This window comes from Paraburkholderia sp. GW821-FHT02A12 (assembly GCF_059422005.1).
In genome coordinates, this window is the sequence record NZ_JBWKWA010000002.1 from 2,576,260 (window position 1) to 2,599,797 (window position 23,538).

16 protein-coding genes and 2 pseudogenes are annotated in these 23,538 nt (G+C 62.6%); 9 read left to right on the plus strand and 9 right to left on the minus strand.

The features are described 5' to 3' along the window. The first annotated feature begins 146 nt into the window (after positions 1-146). The gene (locus AC07WT_RS32980; protein ID WP_492589777.1) at positions 147-455 is read left to right on the plus strand and encodes a DUF4148 domain-containing protein; all 309 of its coding nucleotides are present in this window, start codon (positions 147-149) and stop codon (positions 453-455) included. A gap of 245 nt (positions 456-700) precedes the next feature. Here AC07WT_RS32980 and AC07WT_RS32985 read toward each other — a convergent pair whose 3' ends face one another. From AC07WT_RS32985 to pdxR, 6 genes are all read right to left on the minus strand, one after another. Then, a complete protein-coding gene (locus AC07WT_RS32985) occupies positions 701-1,774 on the minus strand; it encodes a purine-nucleoside phosphorylase (protein WP_494950197.1) in 1,074 nt (357 codons plus the stop codon). A 156-nt stretch (positions 1,775-1,930) separates the two neighbouring features. Next, the gene (locus tag AC07WT_RS32990; protein ID WP_492589773.1) at positions 1,931-2,851 is read right to left on the minus strand and encodes a cation diffusion facilitator family transporter; all 921 of its coding nucleotides are present in this window, start codon (positions 2,849-2,851) and stop codon (positions 1,931-1,933) included. A 177-nt stretch (positions 2,852-3,028) separates the two neighbouring features. After that, positions 3,029-7,870, minus strand: a complete 4,842-nt coding sequence (locus tag AC07WT_RS32995) for an NAD-glutamate dehydrogenase (RefSeq protein ID WP_494950198.1) — start codon at positions 7,868-7,870, stop codon at positions 3,029-3,031. Between the two features lie 154 nt (positions 7,871-8,024). Beyond that, complete coding sequence (locus AC07WT_RS33000; protein ID WP_494950199.1) at positions 8,025-8,801, minus strand: alpha/beta fold hydrolase; 777 nt, start codon at positions 8,799-8,801, stop codon at positions 8,025-8,027. Continuing rightward, positions 8,798-9,835, minus strand: coding sequence for a M14 family zinc carboxypeptidase (locus AC07WT_RS33005; RefSeq protein WP_494950200.1), 1,038 nt, complete (start codon positions 9,833-9,835; stop codon positions 8,798-8,800). The genes AC07WT_RS33000 and AC07WT_RS33005 overlap by 4 nt, the downstream gene beginning before the upstream one ends. 339 nt (positions 9,836-10,174) lie before the next feature. Next, positions 10,175-11,686, minus strand: a complete 1,512-nt coding sequence (pdxR, locus tag AC07WT_RS33010) for a MocR-like pyridoxine biosynthesis transcription factor PdxR (RefSeq protein WP_494950201.1) — start codon at positions 11,684-11,686, stop codon at positions 10,175-10,177. A 159-nt stretch (positions 11,687-11,845) separates the two neighbouring features. Between pdxR and AC07WT_RS33015 the strand changes: the two genes are divergently transcribed. The 4 genes and pseudogenes from AC07WT_RS33015 (at position 11,846) to AC07WT_RS33030 (ending at position 16,442) form a co-directional block, all read left to right on the plus strand. Continuing rightward, positions 11,846-13,135 carry a 4-aminobutyrate--2-oxoglutarate transaminase gene (locus AC07WT_RS33015; protein ID WP_494950202.1) on the plus strand — a complete coding sequence of 430 codons (1,290 nt, stop codon included), beginning with the start codon at positions 11,846-11,848 and terminating at the stop codon, positions 13,133-13,135. Between the two features lie 1,030 nt (positions 13,136-14,165). Then, on the plus strand, positions 14,166-15,626 hold the full coding sequence (gabD, locus tag AC07WT_RS33020) for an NADP-dependent succinate-semialdehyde dehydrogenase (protein ID WP_494950203.1): 1,461 nt from the start codon (positions 14,166-14,168) through the stop codon (positions 15,624-15,626). A 159-nt stretch (positions 15,627-15,785) separates the two neighbouring features. Next, positions 15,786-15,890: pseudogene (locus tag AC07WT_RS33025) on the plus strand (lipid A biosynthesis lauroyl acyltransferase); the annotation flags it as partial. A 249-nt stretch (positions 15,891-16,139) separates the two neighbouring features. Next, positions 16,140-16,442 carry a hypothetical protein gene (locus AC07WT_RS33030; RefSeq protein WP_494950204.1) on the plus strand — a complete coding sequence of 101 codons (303 nt, stop codon included), beginning with the start codon at positions 16,140-16,142 and terminating at the stop codon, positions 16,440-16,442. Positions 16,443-16,477: 35 nt separating this feature from the next. On the opposite strand, the pseudogene AC07WT_RS33035 reads toward AC07WT_RS33030, so the two are convergent. Beyond that, a pseudogene (locus tag AC07WT_RS33035) lies at positions 16,478-16,687 on the minus strand (LysR family transcriptional regulator); the annotation flags it as partial. Between the two features lie 31 nt (positions 16,688-16,718). Continuing rightward, positions 16,719-16,964 (minus strand): hypothetical protein, encoded by a 246-nt coding sequence (locus tag AC07WT_RS33040; protein ID WP_492589757.1) that lies wholly within the window; start codon positions 16,962-16,964, stop codon positions 16,719-16,721. A gap of 730 nt (positions 16,965-17,694) precedes the next feature. On the opposite strand from AC07WT_RS33040, the gene AC07WT_RS33045 reads away from it, so the two are divergent. From AC07WT_RS33045 to AC07WT_RS33055, 3 genes are all read left to right on the plus strand, one after another. Beyond that, positions 17,695-18,864 carry a multidrug effflux MFS transporter gene (locus tag AC07WT_RS33045; protein ID WP_494951098.1) on the plus strand — a complete coding sequence of 390 codons (1,170 nt, stop codon included), beginning with the start codon at positions 17,695-17,697 and terminating at the stop codon, positions 18,862-18,864. Between the two features lie 123 nt (positions 18,865-18,987). After that, positions 18,988-19,734: an SDR family oxidoreductase gene (locus AC07WT_RS33050; protein ID WP_494951099.1), complete on the plus strand. Its 747-nt coding sequence runs from the start codon at positions 18,988-18,990 to the stop codon at positions 19,732-19,734. 344 nt (positions 19,735-20,078) lie between these two features. Then, positions 20,079-21,251, plus strand: a complete 1,173-nt coding sequence (locus tag AC07WT_RS33055) for a patatin-like phospholipase family protein (RefSeq protein ID WP_494950205.1) — start codon at positions 20,079-20,081, stop codon at positions 21,249-21,251. Between the two features lie 261 nt (positions 21,252-21,512). Here the strand turns inward: AC07WT_RS33055 and AC07WT_RS33060 are convergent, their stop codons facing one another. Then, positions 21,513-23,234 carry a hypothetical protein gene (locus tag AC07WT_RS33060; RefSeq protein WP_494950206.1) on the minus strand — a complete coding sequence of 574 codons (1,722 nt, stop codon included), beginning with the start codon at positions 23,232-23,234 and terminating at the stop codon, positions 21,513-21,515. Here AC07WT_RS33060 and AC07WT_RS33065 point away from each other — a divergent pair. Further along, positions 23,218-23,517: a hypothetical protein gene (locus AC07WT_RS33065; RefSeq protein WP_494950207.1), complete on the plus strand. Its 300-nt coding sequence runs from the start codon at positions 23,218-23,220 to the stop codon at positions 23,515-23,517. The genes AC07WT_RS33060 and AC07WT_RS33065 overlap by 17 nt on opposite strands. Positions 23,518-23,538 lie beyond the last annotated feature (21 nt).

The following is a 23,538-nucleotide window of genomic DNA, read 5'->3' on the forward strand; positions in this document are numbered from 1 at the left end:
GCCGCGATTGCTTGAGTTGCCGCGATTGTTCTGAAAACGCGACAATTCATTTCGCGAAAGTGCGATTTATCCACCCCACTTCAGAGCCTACATTTCACCCTGTCGCAGCGCTCCTTGTGCTGCAAACGAATGGACAGGAGTGGATCATGAAACGCCAACTCATAGCAGGTATTGCTCTTTCGCTGCTCGCGAGCGCACCCGTGTTTGCACAAAGCAGCAGTGGCGGCATTGGCCGCGCCGGCACCTATGAAACGCAACCCACGCCGAGCACGAGCAGCAAGACGCGCGCTGAAGTGCAGGCCGAACTGGTCGCTGCGTATCGCGATGGGTCGTTGCCTTCGTTGAACCGGACGACTTACCCGAACAAAGGGTTGATCGGCCAGACGCAAGCCGCGCGCATCGCGTTGCAGGAAGGCACGAGCGGCGATGTGACTCGCGTCGCACGCGGTCAGTAATAAGGCCACGGCGAAGGCTACGGCGCCGTCATTGTTCGGTTTCCAAAAGAAATGGGCATTGCGGCGGCGGATATGCACTCTTCAAAAAGGAACTCATCATGACGCCATCTGAACTTGATCATTGGGATACTGATACGGCGGTGTGGACGCCGTATCGGGCACCTCAAAAGTAAAGGTCTTTTGCCTGCGCGGCGCTGTATGCCTGTGCGCCTGCGGCGCCGCGCAGGCAGATAAACGCAGGAATACTACCGCTGCGGGACCCCGTCCCTCCACTCGCTCCAATGCGTAGCAATATCCTGCACCAGCGGATTGCCGGAGCGGAACAGATTCTCGAGAGCGATGGTAAAGCCCCCTTGCGCAGCATAGTTAAGCAGATTATCCGCACTGGACTGCCCATCGTACGGCCGATCAAAGTCGGACCCGGCCCGCAGCACGGCAACCCGGTTCAAGTCGACCTTACGCACAGAAGCAGCGCGCTTGAGCGCCTCGTATGTCGCGTTATCCTCCTGCTGCGTAGTGCAATAAACCCCTTTGTTGTCGGTCAAAATCCTGGTCCAATCCCGGGCCCGCTGCCCAAGCAAAGTCCCCGACCACCAGGTATCCCCAGCAAGCGTATCGCATTGAATGACCGTCGGCGGCCGATTGGCCGGCGCGTAAGAATACTTGGCCCGCGCAGCCAGAGCCTGCGCGTTGTCGGCCAACGCGACACTCCGGGATAAAGCAAAAGCCGTATCGGCAAGCTGAGTATTCAACTGGAAAACCTCGGTCCGATAATCAAGCGGCGGCTTATCGGCAGGACTCTTGGTATTGATCCCCAGGTAGCCCGTATTCCAGCCAGGCGGAATCTCCCGCCCATCGATCTCCCACTGAATCCCGAAGTCGACCAGATACTTCGCCCACGCGGCGGACCCCACCGTCCCTTGCCCAGGATCGATCCCGGCAATCCCCGCCACCATGAAATACGTATGCCGCAAATCGAATCGCGGCGAAAAAGTCAAAGCCATGATCGACGCAGCGGCGTTGCTGTGCCCCATGCCCGTCGTCATCACGCACACGTCCTGCTTATTGCAATGAACCATCGGGTAATCCGGCGACAAGCCGTCGACCGGAATATCACGCCAGGGTCCAAGGCGGTCGAGCCATACCTGGCCCTCCGGCCCGAACATCGAAATGATCATCACCTTGACCGGCCGGCCGCGCGAACCGCCGTCGCCTTGCGCGAAACCATCGCTGTCGCCCGCGTTGGCGGGTCCGGCCGAAAAGGCCGCGCAGGCGGCTAGCGTAATAGCGGAGATTGCACTGAGTGTGCGAGTCAGCATCGTGATCCTTCCTTTTGCTTGTGATGCAGATTGGGAGAGGTGCTGCTTTCAGGCCGAAAGAAGTATAGATGCGAAGAAATTATTTTCCACTACGCGGCGCGTAAGTTTCCGCGCCATTGTCGAATCGGCATCACCGACGTGGTGTCGCAAGGCGAGTCAGGCGCCAGCGGTTCGAACGCGCGGCACGTCCGGCTCGAAAAACACCCAGCGCACCTGCGGAAACGCGGCCTGCAAGTCGGCTTCGATCACGTTGATCGCATCGACCATCGCACGGCCGCTCGCGTAGTCGATCATTTCCGCCTGCACGGCGACGACCACATGCCGGCCCCATTGCAGCGTAATCATATTGATGATGCCGCGAATCTCGGTCCGCGCGCGCAGATGAGCCTCGATTGCACGGCGCACTTCTGGGCTCGCCGATTCGCCGACGATCATCGACTTCACTTCACGCGCCACCAGCCACGCAATCACCATCAGCAGCAAGCCCACGCCGATCGAGCCCAATGCGTCATACAGCGGATTGCCGGTCACCATCGTGAGCAGCACGGCGACGAACGCCATCGCGAGGCCGGCCAGTGCGGCGATATCCTCGCCCGCCACGACCAGCAACTCGGATTCGCGGGTCTCGCGAAACCAGCTCCACATGCTCTTGTCGGGATGGGTCTTGCGGATCTCCTTGACGGCGCCCCACAGCGACAGCGCTTCGAGCACCACCGAAACGCCGAGCACGACGAGCGCCACATACGCATGCTGCAGCGGCTCGCGCGCGAACAGCCGATGCACGCCCTCATACACCGAAAACGCGCCGCCCACAAAAAACAGCAGCAACGCGACGAGCAGCGAATAGAAATTGATCTCGCGGCCCTTGCCCATCGGATGCAGCGGACTCGCCGGTTTGCGCGCTTCACGCAGGCCGAACAGCAGCAGCAATTGATTGCCGCAATCGGCGGTGGAGTGAATGGCTTCGGCGAACATCGAACCGGAACCGGTGAACGCCGCGGCGGCGAACTTGCAGACGGCGATGCCGAGGTTGGCGGCGAGTGCATACAGAATGGCTTTCGGCGATTCTTCTTTCATCGTCGTTAATTGTTTTCCGTGAGTTTTCGGTAGGGTTGCGGATGGGTTTCAGATAGCTTTCGGTTGGCAATAGTTCGTATTATGCGCATGCCGGGCGGCATGCGTCCAACCGGCGCCGTTCTTGCGCCATGCCTCGTACCCTGTTCCGCGCCGTCCGCTCGCTCGCGGCCCGTCGAGCTAGACCCGTTCGAGCGCCGCCATCTCACGCACGATCACCAGCAGCATCGACAGGCTCGCGCCGCCGGTTGCCCGCAGATCGGCAAGCAGCCGCGCGTAGCGTTCCAGTTGTGAGGCGCGCCGCTCGCGCCAGGCGTGAACCAGCGCATCCGGCGTCGACGCTTCGTCGGCATCGGCCAGCGCGCTCGTGGACAACGCGCGCTTCAGACGGGCGAGTTCGGCCAGCGCCGAGGCGCGCGCCAGCATGTCCCAGTGTGTCGGCGCCGCCAACGCCACCGCGCGCTCGCTGATCCAGTGGTAGTTCAACAGCGTGCCGAGCGCGAAGTACACGCCCGCCACGAGTTCGAGGCTGCGCCCGCAAGTGGCGGCGACTTCGGCGATATCGAGCAAAGACGCGGAGATTTCGCCGCTCGCGATCCGCACCGCCAGTTCGCTATCGACACCCGCATCCGCCAGCACGCGCTGCCGCTCGGAGAGCGCTTCCAGATCGGCGGCCGGCAACAGCACGGGCCATTGCGGCGCGAGGCGTTGCGCGGCGTCGCGGCAACGCGCGAGCAGACCGGCGACATCGCCGCCGCTCACCGCGCCCGATTGCAGCTGCCTCAGGAACCACAGCGCCGCGCGTTCGACGAGCCGCGCGACTTCGACGAACATGCGCGCCTGCACGTCGTCGGCGACGCGGTTATCGAGCGCATCGATACTGCGCCATACCTGATCGAGATCGAACACGTCGCGCGCCATGATGCACGCCCGCACGATCTCGCCGGGTTCCGCGTCAGTCTCTTCCATCAGGCGATGCACGAACTCGCAACCCACGCGGTTCACCAACGCGTTGGTCAGATGCGTCGCGAGGATTTCACGCCGCAGCGGATGCCGCTGCATCGGTTCGCTAAAGCGCTGCCGCAACGGTTTCGGGAAATACTCGATCAGCATGTCGCCGACGAGCGGGTCTTCCGGCATCGACGATTCGAGCAGCGCGTCGTACAGCCACATCTTGCTGTACGCGAGCAGCACCGCGCGTTCGGGCGAGGTCAGCCCATGTTTCGCGGCCTGGCGCTCAGCGATCTCTTCATCGGTGGGAAGAAACTCGATCGCGCGATTCAGACGGCCCGCGCGCTCCAGATAGCGCATCAAGCGCGCCTCGGCATCGAACAATTCGACGCAGTAACGTCCCGCGATCGAGAGCGCCTGGGTCTGATAGTAATTGTCCTGCAACACCAGCAAACCGACTTCGTCGGTCATTTCCGCGAGCAGCGCGTTGCGCTGCTTCCCGGTCATCTCGCCGTCGGAAACGACGAGGCCGAGCAGAATCTTGATGTTGACTTCGTGATCCGAACAATCGACGCCCGCCGAGTTGTCGATCGCATCGGTGTTGATGCGGCCGCCGCGCTGCGCGAACTCGATGCGACCGAGTTGCGTAAGGCCGAGATTGCCCCCTTCGGCCACCACCTTGCAGCGCAGATCCGCGCCGTTCACGCGGATCGCATCGTTGGCGCGGTCGCCGACTTGCAGATGTGTTTCGCCGCTCGCCTTCACATAGGTGCCGATGCCGCCGTTGTACAGCAGATCGACCGGCGCCTGCAAAATCGCGCGCATCAGCTCGGCCGGCGCCAGCGCCGGCGCATTGATGCCGAGTACCAACTGCACGGCCGCCGACAACGGAATCGTCTTGGCGGTGCGCGGAAACACGCCGCCGCCCGCCGAGATCAGCGACGGATCGTAGTCGGCCCAGCTCGAACGGTCGAGTCCGAACAGACGCCCACGCTCGGCAAGGCTGACTGCCGGATCGGGATTCGGGTCGAGAAAGATATGCCGGTGATCGAACGCGGCCACCAGTTTGATATGCGGCGACAACAGCATGCCGTTGCCGAACACGTCGCCCGACATGTCGCCGATGCCGACGACCGTGAAGTCGGTTGTCTGCGTATCGACACCCATTTCGCGGAAATGCCGCTTCACCGATTCCCATGCGCCGCGCGCGGTAATCGCCATTCTCTTGTGGTCATAGCCGACCGAGCCGCCCGAAGCGAATGCGTCGTCGAGCCAGAAGCCGTATTCCTGCGAAATGGCGTTCGCGTAGTCGGAGAACGTGGCCGTGCCTTTGTCCGCGGCGACCACCAGATAGGGATCGTCGGGATCGTGGCGCACCACGTCGGGCGGCGGCACCATGGCCGTGCCCGCGAGGTTGTCGGTCAAATCGAGCAGGCCGCGCAAAAACGTCTGATAGCACGCAATGCCCTCGCGCATCCATACATCGCGATCGGTTGGCGGCGGCGGATTCTTCACGACGAAGCCGCCTTTCGAGCCGACCGGCACGATCACGACGTTCTTCACCATCTGCGCCTTCATCAGGCCCAGCACTTCCGTGCGGAAGTCTTCGCGGCGATCCGACCAGCGCAGTCCGCCGCGAGCGACCCGGCCGCCGCGCAAGTGCACGCCTTCCACACGCGGCGAGTACACCCAGATCTCGAACATCGGTTTCGGTTCGGGCAAACCGGGCACCTGCGCCGGATTGAACTTGAACGACAGATACGGCTTCGGCTGTCCGTCGGCGCCGAAGCGATAGTAGTTGGTGCGCTGCGTCGCCTTGATCACGCCGAGAAACTGCCGGAGTATGCGGTCTTCGTCGAGATTGGGCACCTGATCGAGGGCGCTGTCGATCGTCTTCAACCAGCCGTCGACGCGTGCTTCGCGCGTATCGCCGAGCACCGGGTTGAAGCGCGCGATGAACAACTCCACCAGCATGCGGGCGATCGCCGGATTGCCGGTCACCGCGCGTTCAATGTAGGCGTCGCTGAAGGTCGATCCCACCTGCCTCAGGTACTTGGCGTAAGCACGCAGAATCGTCACCTCGCGAGCATTCAGTTGCGCACGCAGCACGAGGCGGTTGAAATCGTCGCTTTCGATCGCGCCCGTCCACACCTGCTCGAACGCTTCTTCGAACAGGTCTTTTACGCGTTCGATATCGAACTCCGTATCGTCCGCGACTTCGAGACCGAAATCGTGAATCCACGCGGGCGTCGCGCCCACCGCCTCGATCAGATAGGGCCGCTCTTCATCCACACGCACGCCCAGGTGCTCGAGCATCGGCAAGCTGCGCGACAGCGCGATCGGCAGGCCGGCACGATAGACCTTGAAGCGGAACGCACGCGGTCCCACTTCGATCGGGCGGTACAGGTTCATCGCGAGCCGCTCGCTGCCTTGCACGCGCTCGATCAGTTCGATATCGCGCACCGCGGTGCGGGCCGGATAGTCGTCGCGATAGCCGGCGGGAAACGAATCCACGTAATGTTGCAGCAGACGGTTGCCCTGCTCTTCGCCGAATGCGTCGAGCAAGGCGTCAGCGAGATCGTCCTGCCAGCGGCGCGTGACCTGCACGAGTCGCGCTTCGAGTTCGCGCGTGTCGACGCTGGGCATGCCGTCGGGCTTCGCATGCACCACGAAGTGAATGCGCGCGAGCGTCGCCTCCGACAGCAACGGCGTGAATTCGACGCTCGCGCCGTTGAACGCATCGGCCAGCAGGTTGGCGATGCGCCGGCGCAGATCGGTGTTGTACTTGTCGCGCGGCACGAACACGAGGCACGACACGAAGCGATCGAAGCGGTCGCGCCGCACGAACAGACGCGTGCGCTGATGCTCCTGCAAACGCAGCACACCAAGCGCGATGTCGTAGAGCTGGTTTTCGTCGGCCTGGAAGAGTTCGTCGCGCGGATAGGTTTCGAGCACCGTCACCAGCGACTTGGCCAGATGACCTTTCGGCAAGAATCCGGCGCGCCGCACGATGTTCGCGCATTTGCGGCGCACGATCGGTATTTCCGAGGCCGATACAAAATAGGCGGTGGACGTATAGAGGCCGATGAAGCGCCGCTCGCCCGTGATCTTGCCATCCTCGCCGGCCAATTTGATGCCGACGTAGTCCAGATAGCCGGGCCGGTGCACAGTTGCGCGCGAGTTCGCCTTGGTCAGGAAGATCGGCGACGGGCCGGAGATGATATCGGCTGCGGCGGGCGGCAACGGCGTGATTTCGGGCGTGCCCGCGGGACGCTGCGCGTCGCGCAGAATGCCGAGCCCGGAGCCGGGCACAGCGCGCAGACCGAAACCGATATCGTGCTGCACCAGTTCATAGTCGCGCTGGCCGAGAAACGTGAAGTGATCGGCCACCATCCATTCGAGGAACGCGCGCGCCTCGACGCCTTCCGGCCCCGCCTCGCCGGCCTTCATGCCTTTGATGGTGGCGCGCGCGAGTTCGACGATCTTCGGCCAGTCTTCGACCGCGGCGCGCACGTCGCGCAAGACCTGCGCGATCTCGTCACGCAATGCATCGAGCTTTGCCGCGTCGCCGCAACGATCGACTTCGAAGTGGATGAACGAGGCAAGCTGCGAACGCGTATCGGCTGCGTCTTCGGCGCCCTGGCCCACACGCACAATGCTGCCGTCGGGGCCGTGCCAGATGCGAAACACCGGATGCACGACCGAATGCAGCGCCAGCCCGAGCCGGTTGACCGCCATCGATACCGAATCGACGAGGAACGGCATGTCGTCGTTGACGATCTCGATCACCGTGTGATCGGAGTGCCAGCCGTGCTGTTCGAGGATCGGGTTATAGACGCGCAACCGTTCGCTGCCGGGCACGAAGCGCTGCGCGGTTTGCCAGTGCGCGAGCGCCCCGCCATATAGATCGGCAATGGCGCGGCTTTGCAGATCGTCGGCGTCGACGAAATCGTAGTAGTGCCGCAAAAAAGGCTCGACGACTGCGAAGGCTGCTTCAGGCAATCGCCCACGCGCAAATTCGAAGACATCGTTCAGCAGGTGCGTGACGGCTTCTTCATTCTTTGCTTGCATGATGAGCTCCCCGGCGGCCGGCAAGACCGGCCATAGCGTGTATCGCTTGAATCGCATGCACCGGAATTATGCGCCTGCCCGCCCGAAAAGCGATGTGCGATCGCACATAGGTTATACCCGCCACCGGTTGCCCCTGATGGGGCGGGCTGCCCGTTTAAAGCGCCCCTTTCGGCGCGCCCGCATGCTCGGCCAGCCACGCGCGGACCTGCTCGCTGGTCCACGCCGGGTCGTCGTGCGGCAGATCATGACCGGCCTGCGGATGCTCGCGATGCTCGGCGCCCCACGCCACCGCGAGCTTGGCGGAACATACCGGATTCACCAGTTTGTCGCCGAGCGAAGACAGAATCAGCGTCGGGCAACCCGGCTTCTCCCGCCCGGCGCTAAAGCACGCGGCCGCCCACAGCTGCCGCAACGCGTTGCCTCGACTCACCGGCGCGTGTTGACGAATTTCGCTCCATGCGGCGAGATCGGCGGCCCGCGTCTGAACGTCATTGCACGTCAACCGATGAATGCCCGCTTCGGCGCGCGGGGCGTCGCGCCAGTGCGCGGCCACCTCGAAGAGCGTGGGCCACGCGGATAGACGCAGCCGCTCGTGCATACGGCTGAATGGCCGCATGCTGGTATTGATCAGCACGAGCCGCTCGATCTCGCCGGGATGCCGTTGCGCCCAGTCGGTCGCCACCATGCCGCCAAGCGACATCGCGAGCACGCGGTACGGAGCGCTCACGCCACTTTGCAAAGCAGCAATCCGGACGAAGCCCACCATATCCGCCACCGCAGCCGGCGCGCGCAAGTGGTTGAACTCGCCGTTGCCGGGCAGATCGAGCAGCAGCAGGCGATCGGTGCCGATCGCCTCACGCAGGCAACCGGGTAAGCGGCCCCAGTGCCGTGTTTCGCGGGTGAGTCCGCGCAATAGAATCCACGTACTCATACGCGGTCCGCTTCTTTGTACCAGTGCGCGATTGCGCTTTGCAGCAGTTGTTCGCGGCGGTTGCCCTGCGGCAGCCAGCGTTGCGCCGAGAATGCCGCGCGCGCCAGAAAGTCGAGCAGGTTCGCATGACGCCGCAGCACACGTGCGGTGCGATGCGCTTTCACGGGATTGAACATGCCCTGACGCGAAAACAGCTGGCGCGGATTCTTCTTGATCCACAGCCACGAACCCAGTTCGAGCGTCATCGGCAGAAATACGTTGGGGGGCGGCGTACGGTCGTACGCGCAGTCCCACAGATCGCCGTGCAACAGATACTGGTGGCTCTGCGGTTCGAACTTGTAGCCGTGATGCGGATGCGAGCGCTCAAACATGGTTTTCAGCACGTACATTTCCGGCAGATGCGGCATCAGCTTGCGGGTTCGCGCATACGGAAACCAGATGCTGTCGCTCCATCCATAACCCGAGTGGCAGTCGAGCGCGAAACTGAGCGGCCGCGCCGCCAGCTCAGTTTCGACCACATGTAACAGCGCCGCGGCTTCCGGCTCCATCGGCTCGCCTTCCCGGCCGCGATACCAAGGTAGCCATGCGCCCACGCGCTGACCGCCGGCGAGCAGCGGCACGCGTGCGTCGGCATTCTGCGGCGCGTTGCGCATCAGATCGACGCCATTGGGGTTGGCGCGCGTGGCCGCCCACATACCGCCCGGATTGACGATCGGCATAAAGATCAGACGAATCGACTGCAATTGCCGCACCAGCAGTTCGTCCCATTCGAGCCGCGCCAGCAGCGCGCGCATGTAGTCGAGCACGAGTTGCGAGCCGATCCGCTCGAGCCCGTGAATACCGCCGAAAAAACCGATCGCCGGCGCAAGCGGATCGGTCGAACCCATGCTCGCCGTGCGCACCGCGAATTGCCTGCCGCGCACCGTCGTCTCGCAGACGGTGTGGATTTCGAAGGTGGCGCTGCCCTGTTCGAGGATCGTCTTGAGATCTTCGTACTCCGCAAAACTGTCGGGAAGAAAGCTCAAAGGCTGCATGACGACGCTGAATGGAACTGCAAGGTTATTGGGGCGGCACAGCGAATGACGCAATATAGCCTGGCTTGCGGCGATCATGAATGTCGAGGGCCGCCTCTTGCTAATCCTGTCATACGGGCGTCATTTTTTGTTCGAATAGATGACTCGAATCTGTCTTGATGACGACGCAAAAGAATGCACCAGCGACACGAGAAGATATAGTCGTCTAGACGTTGCGATGCCTTCCCTCAACCCGCAGCGAAGGCAGATCGTCAAAGCCCGCCTCACGGTGGGCGCCGTCCTGATCCGGATTTGAAGCCGTGAAGCGTGTGCGCGCACGCTCATGTCATGTGCTCAGCCTCACGCGAATTGCGGGAGCGTCGCGTCGATGGCATCGGCGAGCGTGTTGAAGGCCGGCGCGATCTCCTCGTCCGGCACGCACGCGTAACCGATCAGCAAGCCCGACGGCGCGACCGACGGTTGCGCGTAATAACCCGACAAGGGCCGCACGACGATATTGCGCTGCAGCGCCGCCGCGGCCACCGCGCGGTCGTCGGCGCCTTCGGGCAACTGCATCACCAGATGCAAACCGGCGTCGCCGCCCACCGCCGGCAACGCATCGCCATAACGCTGCGCGGCGGCATCGAGCAGAGTCTGACGCCGCTGACCGTACAGCGTGCGCATCTTGCGGATGTGCGAGGTGAAATGCCCTTCCGCGATGAACTCCGCGAGCATCGCCTGTTGCAGCAACTGTCCCTCGCGATACAGCTCCGCGCTCGCGGTCGCAAAGCTCTCCGCCAGCGCCTCGGGCACGACCAGGTAGCCGATGCGCAAACCCGGAAACAGCGTCTTGCCGAAGCTGCCCACGTAAATCACCTGCCCCGACGTGTCGAGACCTTGCAGCGACGCCAGCGGCCGGCTGCCGTAGCGGTATTCGCTGTCGTAGTCGTCCTCGATGATCCAGCATTGGTTCTGCCGCGCATATTCGAGCAGCATGCGGCGCCGCGCGAGGCTCATCACCATGCCGAGCGGATATTGATGCGACGGCGTGACGAGCATCAGCTTCGGCGGCTGCGCGAGGTCGTCGGCTGACGGATTGATGCCTTCTTCGTCGACGGCGATCGGCCGCGATTGCAGGCCGGACACGTGCAGCACGCTGCGCACGCCCCAATAACAGGGGTCTTCGGTCCAGATCACGTCGCCCGGATCGGACAGCAAACGCACCGCCAGATCGACCGACTGGTGGATCCCGGTCGTGATGATGATCTGCTCGGGCGTGCAACGCACCGAGCGCGAAGTCCGCAGATAGTCCGCCAGCGCGTGCCGCAGCAACGCCAGACCGCCGCCCGGCGCATAAGTCAGCAGGTCCGGGCGCAGCCGGCGCCAGTACTTGTTATGCAGGCGGCTCCACACGCGGGCCGGAAACTTCGTGACGTCCGGCACGCCCGGCATGAACGCGCCCCATTGGCGCTTGGACACGCCCGCGCCGGCAATCAGCCGCGCGCCGCGCGTGGACAGCGCGCGCTTTGCCTGCAACGGCAGTGGCAGCGGCTCGGGCTTCGCCGCGGGCGCCTCCGCGTCCGGCGCGCCGACGATTTCGTCCGGCGCGCTATCGGCGACGAACGTACCGCGGCCGGTGGCCGAACTCACATAACCTTCGAGCGCCAGCTGCTCATACACTTGAGTGACGGTATTGCGCCCGATGCCCAATTCCTGAGCCAGCAAACGCGACGAAGGCACCTTGGTGCCCGCTGCCAATTCGCGCGACAGGATCGCCTGCTGCAACAGACGATGCAGCTGACGATAGATCGGCTGGCCGTTGCCACGATCGAGGCGCTGCGCCAGCCAGTCGGACAAAACGCTCGCGCGCACGATTGGCTCCTACATTTTTATTGAAATGGCTCTGAAGTTAAGAGCCAAATCTCATTATAGTCGCTGCATGTGCTGCGCTGCGGGCGCGGCGTCCGCAGGCGGCCCCCCGCAGGCGGCTCCCCGCAGGCGGCCCCCCGCAACAACCGAGGAGCGAAGGAGATGACTGTGACGAATGCTGAACTGAAGAGCCGCAAGGATGCTGCCACGCCGCGCGGCGTGGGCGTGATGTGCGATTTCTACGCTGCGCGCGCTGAGAACGCCGAGTTGTGGGACGTCGAGGGCCGCCGTTTCATCGACTTCGCTGCGGGCATCGCGGTGTGCAACACAGGCCACCGTCATCCGAAGATCGTGGCGGCGATCCGCGACCAGCTGGATCATTTCACGCACACCGCGTATCAGATCGTGCCGTACGCGTCGTATGTCGAACTGGCTGAGAAGATCAATCAACGCGCGCCGGGCGACTATCCGAAGAAGACCGCATTCTTCACGACGGGCGCCGAAGCCGTTGAAAACGCGATCAAGATTGCCCGCGCCGCGACAGGCCGCCCGGGCGTGATTGCCTTTACCGGCGGTTTCCACGGCCGCACGATGATGGGCATGGCGCTGACCGGCAAGGTTACGCCGTACAAGCTCGGCTTTGGACCGTTCCCTTCGGACGTGTTCCATGCACCGTTCCCGAATCCGCTGCACGGCGTGACGACGGCCGATTCGCTGAAGGCGATCGAGTTTCTGTTCAAGGCCGACATCGATCCGAAGCGTGTCGCGGCGATCATTTTTGAACCGGTTCAGGGCGAAGGCGGTTTTTATCCAGCGCCGGCCGAGTTCGTGCGCGCATTGCGCAAGCTGTGCAACGAGCACGGGATTTTGCTGATCGCTGACGAGGTGCAGACGGGTTTTGCCCGTACCGGCAAGCTGTTTGCGATGCATCACTATGACGTGGTGCCTGATCTGATGACGATGGCCAAGAGCCTGGCAGGCGGCATGCCGTTGTCGGGTGTCGTGGGCCGTGCGGACGTGATGGATGCTGCGGCGCCTGGCGGCCTTGGCGGCACTTACGCAGGTAACCCGCTGGCGGTGGCTTCTGCGCATGCCGTGCTCGATATCATCGATGAAGAGAAGCTCTGCGAGCGGGCTACCGTGTTGGGTGATCGCATTAAAGCGAAGCTGATCGCGCTTCAGGGCGAGGTTCCGCAGATTGCCGATGTGCGCGGGCCGGGGGCGATGGTCGCTGTCGAGTTCTGCAAGGCTGGCTCGTCCGAGCCGGACGCGGAGTTTACCAAGCGGGTGCAGGCTCGTGCGCTCGAGCGCGGGTTGTTGTTGCTCGTTTGCGGGGTTTATTCGAACGTCGTTCGGTTCCTGTTCCCGCTCACTATTCAGGATGCTGTGTTTGATGAGGCTGTTGCCATTCTTGAAGATGTGGTTAGGGAGACCGTGACGGTCGCTGTTTAAGGTTTTTTTGCCTTGCGAGGCGCTATGTCCTGGTGCCCGCGGCGGTGGTCTTTTTTTTTTTGATGTGCCTGCGGCGGTGGCCTTTCTTTTGTTATTAGTTTATTAGCGTTGCCCCCTGGTTGTCTGCCTACGGCGTGTGCCTTTCCTTGATTTGATATTGGTCGGTTAGCTTTCCCCTTGGTTGTCTGCCTACGGCGTGTGCCTTTCCTTGATTTCTTTGTGGTCTATTAGCTTTCCCCCTGTGCGGGGGAGCACCTACTTTTCTTTGCCGGCCGCAAAGAAAAGTAGGCAAAAGAAAGCGGCTTCACACCGCAGGTACTAAGCGGGCACCTCTATGATCAACGGGGAGTGGAGGCCACCTGATCTGTGGCATCGCACATTTAGCCCTGGTGACAAGGCAGTCATCCACCCCTTCTCGCACTGCGTGCTCGCCGGCAAGGTCTGCAAGGGAAACCCGGGGCTTCGTTTGTGCACAGCCGAAGCCATCGGCTTCGCCTCGGCGAGATGCAGATGTGGATTACTAAGCAGAACTCGGGCGTAATGGCGCGGCGCGCACGCGTGAAATGGCGAGCTACGCCCCGCGCAAAACGCAGGCGCCAATACGTAGCGGGCGGTTGGATGAAGTACCTTGCCGGCGAGCGCGTAGCGCGAGAAGGGGTGGATGACTGCTTTGTCACAGGCATTCATGGACCACGGTGTCGTCCGGCAGGTTTCCACTACCGGTGGTTGACCGGGGTGCCCGCTTAGTACTTGCGGTGTGAAGCCGCTTTCTTTTGCCTACTTTTCTTTGCGGCGGCAAAGAAAAGTAGGTGCTCCCCCGCACAGGGGGAAAGCTAATAGACCAATATCAAATCAAGGAAAGGCCAAAGAAGTCAGAACAAGGAAACGCCAACGCCGTAGGCAGACAGAAAGAAGAAGCGCCGCGAGGGCAAAAAATCGGGGAAGACCAACGCCGTAGGCAAACAGAAAGAAGAACCGCCGAGCAGGCAAAAATCCCAATCGAATTTCAAATTACGCGGAGCACGACAAAGTGACGACATTGACCTTGAAAGACCCGACTCTGTTAAAGACAAAAGCCTACGTCGCGGGCGAATGGCAAGGCGCGGACGACGCGACGACTTTTGAAGTAAAGAACCCGGCCACAGGCGAAATCATCGCAACAGTGCCCCGCATGGGCACAACAGAGACCCGTCGGGCGATCGACGCGGCAAACGCATCATGGCCTGCATGGCGTGCAACGACCGCAAAACACCGCGCATCGGTACTCAGAAAATGGCATGACCTCATGCTGGAGCACGCGGACGATCTGGCCCAGATCCTGACCACAGAGCAAGGCAAACCGCTCGCCGAAGCAAAAGGCGAAATCCAGTACGCCGCCTCTTTCCTGGAATGGTTCGCCGAAGAAGGCAAACGCGTCAACGGCGACACCATCCCCACGCCGGCAGGCGACAAACGCATTGTCGTGACGAAAGAGCCGATCGGCGTCTGCGCGGCCATCACGCCGTGGAATTTCCCGGCGGCCATGATCACCCGCAAAGTCGGTCCCGCCCTCGCGGCCGGCTGCCCGATCATCGTCAAACCGGCTGAAGCCACGCCGCTGTCAGCACTCGCGCTTGCCGTGCTGGCCGAACGCGCGGGCGTGCCGCGTGGCGTGTTCAACGTCGTCACCGGCGAGCCGAAAGCCATCGGCGCGGAACTGACCGGCAATCCGATCGTACGCAAACTGTCGTTCACCGGTTCGACGCCGGTCGGCCGTCTGCTGATGGCGCAGTGCGCGCCGACGGTCAAGAAAGTGTCGCTCGAACTCGGCGGCAACGCGCCGTTCATCGTCTTCGACGACGCGGATCTGGATGCGGCCGTCGCCGGCGCCATTGCGTCGAAGTATCGCAATAGCGGCCAAACCTGCGTCTGCACGAATCGCTTCTACGTGCACGATAAAGTCTACGACGCGTTCGCCGCGAAACTGCGCGACGCAGTCGAACAGCTCAAGGTCGGCCGCGGCACCGAAGAAGGCGTCACGCAAGGCCCGCTCATCAACGAAGCCGCCGTGCTCAAGGTCGAATCGCATATCGAAGACGCACTCGCCAAAGGCGCACGCATCCTCACGGGCGGCAAGCGTCATGCGCTCGGTCACGGGTTCTTCGAACCGACGGTGCTCGCGGATGTCACGCCGGACATGAAGGTCGCGCGCGACGAAACCTTCGGGCCGCTCGCGCCGCTGTTCCGCTTCTCGTCGGACGAAGAAGTGATCCGGTTCGCCAACGATACCGAGTTCGGCCTCGCGTCGTATTTCTATAGCCGCGATATCGGCCGCGTCTGGCGCGTCGCCGAAGCGCTCGAATACGGCATGGTCGGGATCAACACCGGTCTCATCTCGAACGAAGTCGCACCGTTCGGCGGCGTCAAGCAATCCGGCCTCGGTCGCGAAGGCTCGCATTACGGTATCGACGACTACGTCGTCATCAAGTACATGTGCGTCGGCGGGATTTGAGGAGCCACCGAAGGAGGCACCCACGCCGAGTTGTCCAACGCCAGGCGCCGGTGTCGTCCCGCCGCCACCGCGCAGCGCGACACTCACGTTCTGCCACTTCCCGATCTTCAGATCGACAGTCGTGGCGAACGCCCCTCGCCCCCGATCTGCAGAGGCGCGATGAACGCGTTTCCTGAAAGACAAATTCTGCGCCTTCCAGAACAGTACTACTGGGTCCACAGGCGCTTCAAACATCGCCCGGCAGGCATGCCCGCGGTCTACTAGAATTTGTAATAGCTACCCGGTCGACACCGTCGTACAGACCCATCCATAGAGCGCTACCTGGCCACACTTCTTCCCGACACCGCTCAGCCTCGCCCGATTCTGGTGATCTGTACCGGCTGTATCGGCGACGTGTTGCGACGCCGTATTCCGATCGTCGCGCAGTCGCTTACCGGCGCGCGCCTTGGGAGAGCGAATGCCGGCGATCGCCCGGTGGCAATCAAATCCCGACCCTTTTCTGGAGGTCGCCTTATGACTGCCCTTCGTTTTGCCGCGCTTCTCGTCCTGCTCACTGCCGCGTGTTCGCCGGCATGGTCGAATGCGGGTTTTCGTCTCGCGCAAACGGCGCAAACCGATACGCCTGCGCCCAACCCGGCCGCCGCGAACGACCAGCAACACGCCGCACCGCCCATGAAGGCGCCGATCCTTAGCGTCGGAGTGAGCGATCCCGACACGCAGCTGATCCTGCCTTGGTTCCTCACCGATATCATCAATGCAATCAATACGCCGACGTCGGCCTGCGATTTTCTGCGCACTGTCGGGCACGGCTTGTAGCCTCTCGTCTAACTCACCGAAGCAGGCGCCGGCGCTTACGTCCTCCATCCGTCGCCGACGCATTGTTCCATCGCGCTGCAAAGCGCACGCCTGGCCGCACTATCGAGCCGCGTGTAAGCAAGGCCGATCCCGATGCGGCGCCCAGGAAGATCGAGCGGACGCGCCACGACATTAGGCGGCAAAGCAGTGGCGGCCTCGGCTGGAATCACGCCGAGGCCGGGTTCCGCCGCCGCAAGCGTCACCATGATCCGTTGGAAGACAACCCAACCGGAAAGGCTAGTGAGTGGAGAACACCGAAATACCGCCATTGGGGAAACCTGCCGCGCCAGCCTGGAAGGGCACATAGACTTGCCCAAGCGGGCTGTCGATGGCGACGGAATGCGCGCCGGTGCCCACAGGAATCGTAAAGATCAGTTGCCGCGACGCTCCATCGACTACGCCCATCTGCGGGTTAAAGCCTGACGCGGCAGCAACGCCACCTGAGGCATAGTGCCGGGCCGGCAGGAAATAGCGGTTGGACACCAGCTTCTGCGCGTGCGCTACGCGTGTAGTGGATCTGAAACATCGACGGCTTTAGAAGGCCACGGTGTTCTCACTCTTCCCTGACTCTTCCCTGTTACGGACTTCCCGTCCACTCACTTGGCGCTCGCGCGAACAGTCTCACTGCAGTCGGCAACTGGGCGCGGCAACCCGCATGCCGGTCCGAGCCGGACGGCGATGGACGCAAAGGCCGGTGCACAGCATAGTTGAATTTTGCTCAATACCTCGTGCAATTCTAGCCATATTGTTGAGCAACTCGCAACAGCCTAAGATTCACGGCATTGAACGCCGAGGGCCACGCGGCAGACGCTGCCGGCGGTGGTACTTATCCGCGGATCCACGCCTTCGGTGCAAAGGCGGCTCTGCTCCGCCCGAAGCTCGATCGACCGCTAGCCGTCCGGCGGCGGCTGAATAGCCTTTCCAACCTGATCGTCAAGCTGGCTACCGTTCCAGGGCTGCATGTCCGTTGCAGTCTCGGCGTCAGTAGTGCCTGAGACCGGACGTTGGCGATCGGCACCGGCGCCCCCGCACCATACGACTGCACGACCGACCGCAAGGATCCGCTTGCGCCATTTTCGAAAGGAGAACGACTATGCAGGCCGAGTTTCCCGGCAGTGCGACTGATGACGCGACCTCGTCCGGCGCCGGCACTTCCGTGCGGCAGACCGCGAATGCGCACAGCTTCCGGATCCTGGCAATCCTGAGCATGCTGATGGCGTTCGCATCAATTTCGACGGACCTTTACCTGCCTGCCCTGCCCGCCATGGCTGCGGCGCTTCATGCCAGTACCGGCACCATCGAGCTGACGATTTCCGGCTATCTGATCGGCTTCAGCCTGGGTCAACTTTTGTGGGGGCCCGTTGCCGATCGATACGGTCGCCGCTTGCCGGTCGCCATCGGTCTTGTGCTGTTCATCGCCGGTTCGGCCGGCTGCGCGCTGTCGACCAGCGCGCCGATGCTGGTCGGCTGGCGCGCGCTGCAAGCCGTGGGCGCCTGCGCCAGCGTTGTGCTTGCCCGTGCGATGGTTCGCGATCTCTACACCGGCCACCGCGCGGCCCAGATGATGTCCACCCTGATGACGGTGATGGCGATCGCCCCGCTTGTTGGACCCAGCCTGGGCGGACAGATCCTTCATGTGGCGTCGTGGCGCGCCATTTTCTGGACGCTGGTAGGCGTCGGTCTGATGACGCTCGCCGCGCTCTACGCCCTCCCCGAAACATTGCCGCCGCAGCGCCGCAGCCGCGAACCGCTGCGCAGCGCGCTGGCCCGCTACGGCGAACTGCTCGGGAATCGCCGGCTGCTCGGCTACGCGGGCGCAGGCGGGTTTTTCTATGGCGGCATGTACGCCTATATTGCAGGCACCCCGTTCGCGTACATCACCTACCACCACGTATCGCCGCAGCACTACGGCCTGCTGTTCGGCGCAGGTATCGCCGGCATCATGATCACTAACCTGATCAACTCGAGGCTGGTGATGCGGCTTGGCAGCGATCGCCTGATGCGCGCCGGCACCATCGGTGCGGCACTCGCGGGCATGCTGCTGGCGGTCGACGCACGGACTGACTGGGGCGGGCTGATGGGTCTTGTGATTCCGCTTTTTCTGTTCGTCTCCGCGACCGGTTTCATCGTTGCCAACTCGATTGCCGGGGCACTGGGCACGTTGCCGGAACGCGCGGGCGCCGTGTCGGCGCTGACCGGTGCGATCCAGTACGGCACCGGCATCATGGGATCGGCTCTGGTCGGTGTCTTCGCGGACGGCACACCCTGGCCGATGGGATGCGTCATCGCCCTTTTGGGCGTCGGCAGTCTGCTGTGCGCGCTGTTTCTGGTCCCATCTCCCGCGGCCACGGCCACGGCCAACGAGGCGACGGCCGCCCGTTGAGCTGGCAGCATCGGCTGCATATTCAGGAGGTGCGCGCAGGAAAGGCGCGGCGCCTGGAAGCCCTGAAGCAAAGGATGGATCTTCAACCAAGGTCGGATCAAACGAGGAGTCGATATCATGACCATGAGCAACAACATCGAAGGAAAAGTCGTCGTCATCACCGGCGCGAGCAGCGGGCTGGGCGAGGCGACCGCGCGGCATCTGTGCGCACAAGGCGCAAGCGTCGTGCTGGGTGCCCGGCGCGTCGATCGCATTCAGTCGCTGGCGGACGCGCTGATCCGCGACGGCGGCAAGGCAGCCGCCGTGGCAACCGACGTCACCCGCTACGATGACGTGAAGAAACTGGTCGATACGGCGGTACAGACCTTTGGCCGCGTCGACGTGATGATTAACAATGCCGGGCTGATGCCGAACTCGCCGCTCGAGCGCCTCAAGATCGACGACTGGAACCGAACCATCGACGTGAACATCAAGGGCGTGCTGTACGGCATCGCTGCGGCCCTGCCCTACATGAAGCAGCAGAAGGCCGGCCATGTCATCAACGTCTCGTCCGTGGCCGGCCATAAAGTGCGGCCCGGCAGCGCCGTCTATGCGGCCACCAAAAGTGCCGTGCTCATGCTGTCCGAGGGGCTGCGCCAGGAGGTCAAGCCCTATGACATCCGCACGACGGTGATCTCGCCTGGCGCGGTGGACACGGAACTCCCGAACAGCATCACCGAGTCGGATGTCGCCGGGAACATCCACAAGTTCTATGAGGAGTACGCGATACCTGCCGAGTCGTTCGCGCGCGCGGTCGCCTTCGCGATCGGTCAGCCGGCGGAAGTCGACGTGAACGAAATCCTGTTCCGGCCCACGCGCCAGGAGCTATAACTGCGGTACGGCGGTGAAACCGGGTAACCCTCTCGAGGAACGAACGCTACAGATCGAACGCGTGAAGCGAAAAGCAGTCACAAACAGTCACAAACGCAACCTGTTCGTCTCAAGAAATCGCTCTATCGAGTGCTTCAGCACATCGGCCACGCCGCCGGAATGCTCAATCGCGAGGAATCGATCTGCCCGCCGCGGCGCCGCGCAGGAGTAGCAGCGAACGGCAGGTGCGTCATGCCCTTCGAGGACGTGTATCGTCTGAAGAAGCCACGTGCCGATCTCACGCCACGCCGACGCTGCACGTGGCAGAATCACCGGCATCGCAGCATTCGTCCGGGGGACTGACAATGACGGCAAAGGGCAACAAGACGCACGGCGAACGCGACGTTGACCCGGCCGGCCGGTCGGGCGCCGCGCCGGACCTTCCCGGACAGGTTGTGCTGGTCTTTCAGGGAGGCGGTGCTCTCGGCGCGTACCAGGCTGGGGTTTATCAGGCGCTTCATGACGGCAAGATCAAACCCGACTGGGTGATTGGTACATCGATTGGCGCGATAAACGGCGCGATCATCGCCGGCAATCCGCCCGAGAACCGAATTGCCCGATTGACCCAGTTCTGGAACGGCGTGGCGCGTCGAGACATCGATGCGGCAAGCTGGTTGCCAGGACTCGCAAACTGGTCGCGCGACCTGGCGATCGTCACGCAAGGCGTGCCGTCGTTCTTCACTCCGCAGCTGGAGTCCTGGGCGAGTATCCAAACGCGCGTCGGTTCCGAACGGGCGGCATTCTATTCGACAGAGCCACTGCGTGAGACCTTGTCTTCACTGGTCGATTTCGATTACCTGAACAGGAAGACGACGCGGCTGACCGTTGGTACGGTCAATGTCCGTAGCGGACGTATGCGGTATTTCACCAATCGCGACGCGCTGCTGGACGTCGAGCATGTGATGGCATCCGCCGCTTTCCCACCCGGCTTCCCCTCGGTGCGACTGGAAGGCGAATCGTACTGGGACGGCGGCGTCTATTCGAACACGCCGCTCGAAGCCGTGCTCGACGACCGGCCGCGCTGCAGCTCGGTGATTTTTTCCGTGCAATTGTGGCCCTCGAGCGGTCCGGAACCCGAATCGATTCTGCAGGTCATGAGCCGGCAGCGCGACATTCAGTATTCGAGCCGCGCGGAGAGCCATCTCGATCGACAGAAGCAGATTCACCGGCTGCGTCATGTCATTCGCGAACTCAGCCAGTACATCCCTGAAGAGAGGCGCAATGCCCCGGAGATTCAGGAGCTTCTCGGCTGGGGCTGTGGCACGACGATGCAGGTATTGGAACTCGACGCGCCGGCATTCGACAACGACGACCTGAACAGGGATATCGATTTTTCGTCGAGTGGCATCGGGCGGCGCTGGATGGCAGGTTATGAAGACACGACCCGCTTACTGGAACGTGCACCCTGGCGCGAAACACTGGACCCTATGGAGGGCATCTCGGTCTTTCGAATGGCCTCCGCGGAAGGTCACGGGTAACCCGCACGATCGCGGCAATCCGACACGCCAGGTTCGCCTGTTGTCTCAACGCGCTATGCCGACTTTCCGGTTTCGCGATACCGACAACCCGTCTTCGTCAATCTCGAAGAGCCTCGACTCGCCTCCGCTAATGGGTAGCGCTGATTAACTTTTGGCAGGCTTTATTATGGTCAGCCAACCGGTTGGCCAGGGTGTGGTCCCAGCCAACCGGTGAGCGAACCTCCGCTACTTTCGCAGCGGCGCGTCAATCACCCTCAGCCCTTACTGGCCCGTATAGCCGAGCGGAACAGTCGCATTGCTCTTCGCAACCGTCGCGTTGTTCGACACGATGTACTGCGGCACCTCGGTGAGGGTCAGCGTGACTTTGCCGTTGGTATAGGCAAGCGTGCTGGCATTGCCGTAACCATCGATCTTCGTCACATTGCCCGACGTGCCAGCGTTGTCGACCTGAAGCTGATAGGTGGCCGAGTATGTCTGGCTATAAAGGCCACCGCTCGTAGGCCACTGCGCATTGTTGTGCGCCCACGCAGCCGTCACGACCTTGCCGTTGCCGAGTTGCTGGAACGCGTACGCAAAGGTTCCGGACGGCGTACCCGTGACCCGGCCCAAGGTATTCGTGCCGTCGAGGACCCGTGTCATCGTGGCGAAGGCCATCGCTTCCGGCTTCGGAGAGAGGTTCGTTGCGCCGTACGCGCCCTGGGCGTCATTCAGGTCGAAGAACGAGCCGTAGCCCACTTCGCCCGGATAGTCAGGACCATAGAAAAGCGTCGTGAGCTGCGCGCCGCCGCCGAGCACAATAATGTGCGCCCGCACGCCAATCGCGGCATGGGCGAACAACTGGTTCTGCGACGGCACCGTGGGGCCGTAGCTAAGGCCAGGATCGTAGCTCGCGCCAGCTTCGGTGAAGAAGAGCTTCATGTTCGGCTTGCCCGCCTGCATCACCGAACGCAACTGCACCATCTGGTTGTCGAGCGCGTTGGCCTGGTTCGCCGGATCCGGATCCGAGTCCTGCAATTCAGGCGGATGAGACGGATAGGTGCCCGCATTCCAGTAGCCATGCGTCGAGACGGCATCGATGTAATTCCACAGGCCAAGCGCACCGAATTTCTGCAGATAGCCGGTGGTGCAAGTGTCGCAATTCGCGGCGAACGGGTTCGCCGTGCCCATCACGACTGCATTCGGATCGGTCGAGTGAATGCCTTCGTAAGCGGCCTTGTACATGGCGACGAAGTTTGCGTCGCTATCCGCCCACCCGAGGCTCGGCTCCCACGTCACCTGGTAATAGTTCTTTTGCTGGTTCGGGTAGTTGGCCGCGCGAATCAGGCTCGTATCGGTACCGACCCTGCCCATGAAGCTCTGGAACTCAGCCATGTTCGACGGTGCGTAATAGCTGTCGTTGAACTGGCCCGTCTTCGAATCCCAGGCAGGCAGTCCATCGAGGCGCACAATGCGCATCTGATCCGGATTAGCCTTATAGAACGGATCGAGGTCGTTCACGTTCGGCGTGTACGTGTAGGGGCCATTGGGTTCCATGGCCGATACCTGACGGTCGTCGATCGTCCACGAGATTCCCAGAGCATGCAGCGCAGCGATGTTGCCGTTGAAGCCCTGCATGCCGAAGCGGTGCTGATCCTGATGGGCATACGTAACGGTGCCCAGTACCGGCTTGAGGTTCGGCAACACGCCGAACGTCGCGATGCCCATCGGACGCGTTCCGCTGCTCGGCAACGTGCCGCCATTCGAGCGCAGCGTCGCGGTCAGCGCGCCATAGCCGGACCACGTCGACGTGCACGGAATCGTGCTGGTTTTCACACCGGAGCTCACCGCGAAACTTCCCTGCGTCTTGATCGCGCCATTCGAGTCCGCCACGGACCAGATGACCGTATCCGCGCTCTGAGCGTTCGTCGTAATCGCGAGCTTGAACGGTGTGTTGTTCTGGAACACGCGCAGGCCGTCGGTGGTGGGTGTGTCGGCGCTGATCAACCCGTTGGAGGTTCCGCCCGCTGTTTGTGTCGGCGAGCCGCACGACATGGTTGAACTGCCAGGGGTCGGGGTCGGGGTCGGAGTCGGAGTCGGAGTCGGAGTCGGCGTCGGCGTCGGCGTCGGTGTCGGTGTCGGTGTCGGTGTCGGTGTCGGTGTCGGTGTCGGTGTCGGTGTCGGCGTCGGCGTCGGCGTCGGCGTCGGCGTCGGCGTCGGCGTCGGCGTCGGCGTCGGCGTCGGCGTCGGGCTAGCGGCAACCGCCGTCATCCAGCATGCCTTGTCGTAGCCGACTGCGGGATCGGTCTGC

Excerpts from the sequence above, each read along its gene's own strand:
- AC07WT_RS32985 (WP_494950197.1), bottom strand. The coding sequence starts at position 1,774 with ATGCTGACTCGCACACTCAGTGCAATCTCCGCTATTACGCTAGCCGCC.
- AC07WT_RS33030 (WP_494950204.1), top strand. The coding sequence starts at position 16,140 with ATGACTGCCCTTCGTTTTGCCGCGCTTCTCGTCCTGCTCACTGCCGCG.
- AC07WT_RS33050 (WP_494951099.1), top strand. The coding sequence starts at position 18,988 with ATGAGCAACAACATCGAAGGAAAAGTCGTCGTCATCACCGGCGCGAGC.
- AC07WT_RS33015 (WP_494950202.1), top strand. The coding sequence starts at position 11,846 with ATGACTGTGACGAATGCTGAACTGAAGAGCCGCAAGGATGCTGCCACG.
- AC07WT_RS32995 (WP_494950198.1), bottom strand. The coding sequence starts at position 7,870 with ATGCAAGCAAAGAATGAAGAAGCCGTCACGCACCTGCTGAACGATGTC.
- AC07WT_RS33005 (WP_494950200.1), bottom strand. The coding sequence starts at position 9,835 with ATGCAGCCTTTGAGCTTTCTTCCCGACAGTTTTGCGGAGTACGAAGAT.
- AC07WT_RS33055 (WP_494950205.1), top strand. The coding sequence starts at position 20,079 with ATGACGGCAAAGGGCAACAAGACGCACGGCGAACGCGACGTTGACCCG.
- AC07WT_RS33045 (WP_494951098.1), top strand. The coding sequence starts at position 17,695 with ATGGCGTTCGCATCAATTTCGACGGACCTTTACCTGCCTGCCCTGCCC.
- AC07WT_RS32990 (WP_492589773.1), bottom strand. The coding sequence starts at position 2,851 with ATGAAAGAAGAATCGCCGAAAGCCATTCTGTATGCACTCGCCGCCAAC.
- AC07WT_RS32980 (WP_492589777.1), top strand. The coding sequence starts at position 147 with ATGAAACGCCAACTCATAGCAGGTATTGCTCTTTCGCTGCTCGCGAGC.
- AC07WT_RS33000 (WP_494950199.1), bottom strand. The coding sequence starts at position 8,801 with ATGAGTACGTGGATTCTATTGCGCGGACTCACCCGCGAAACACGGCAC.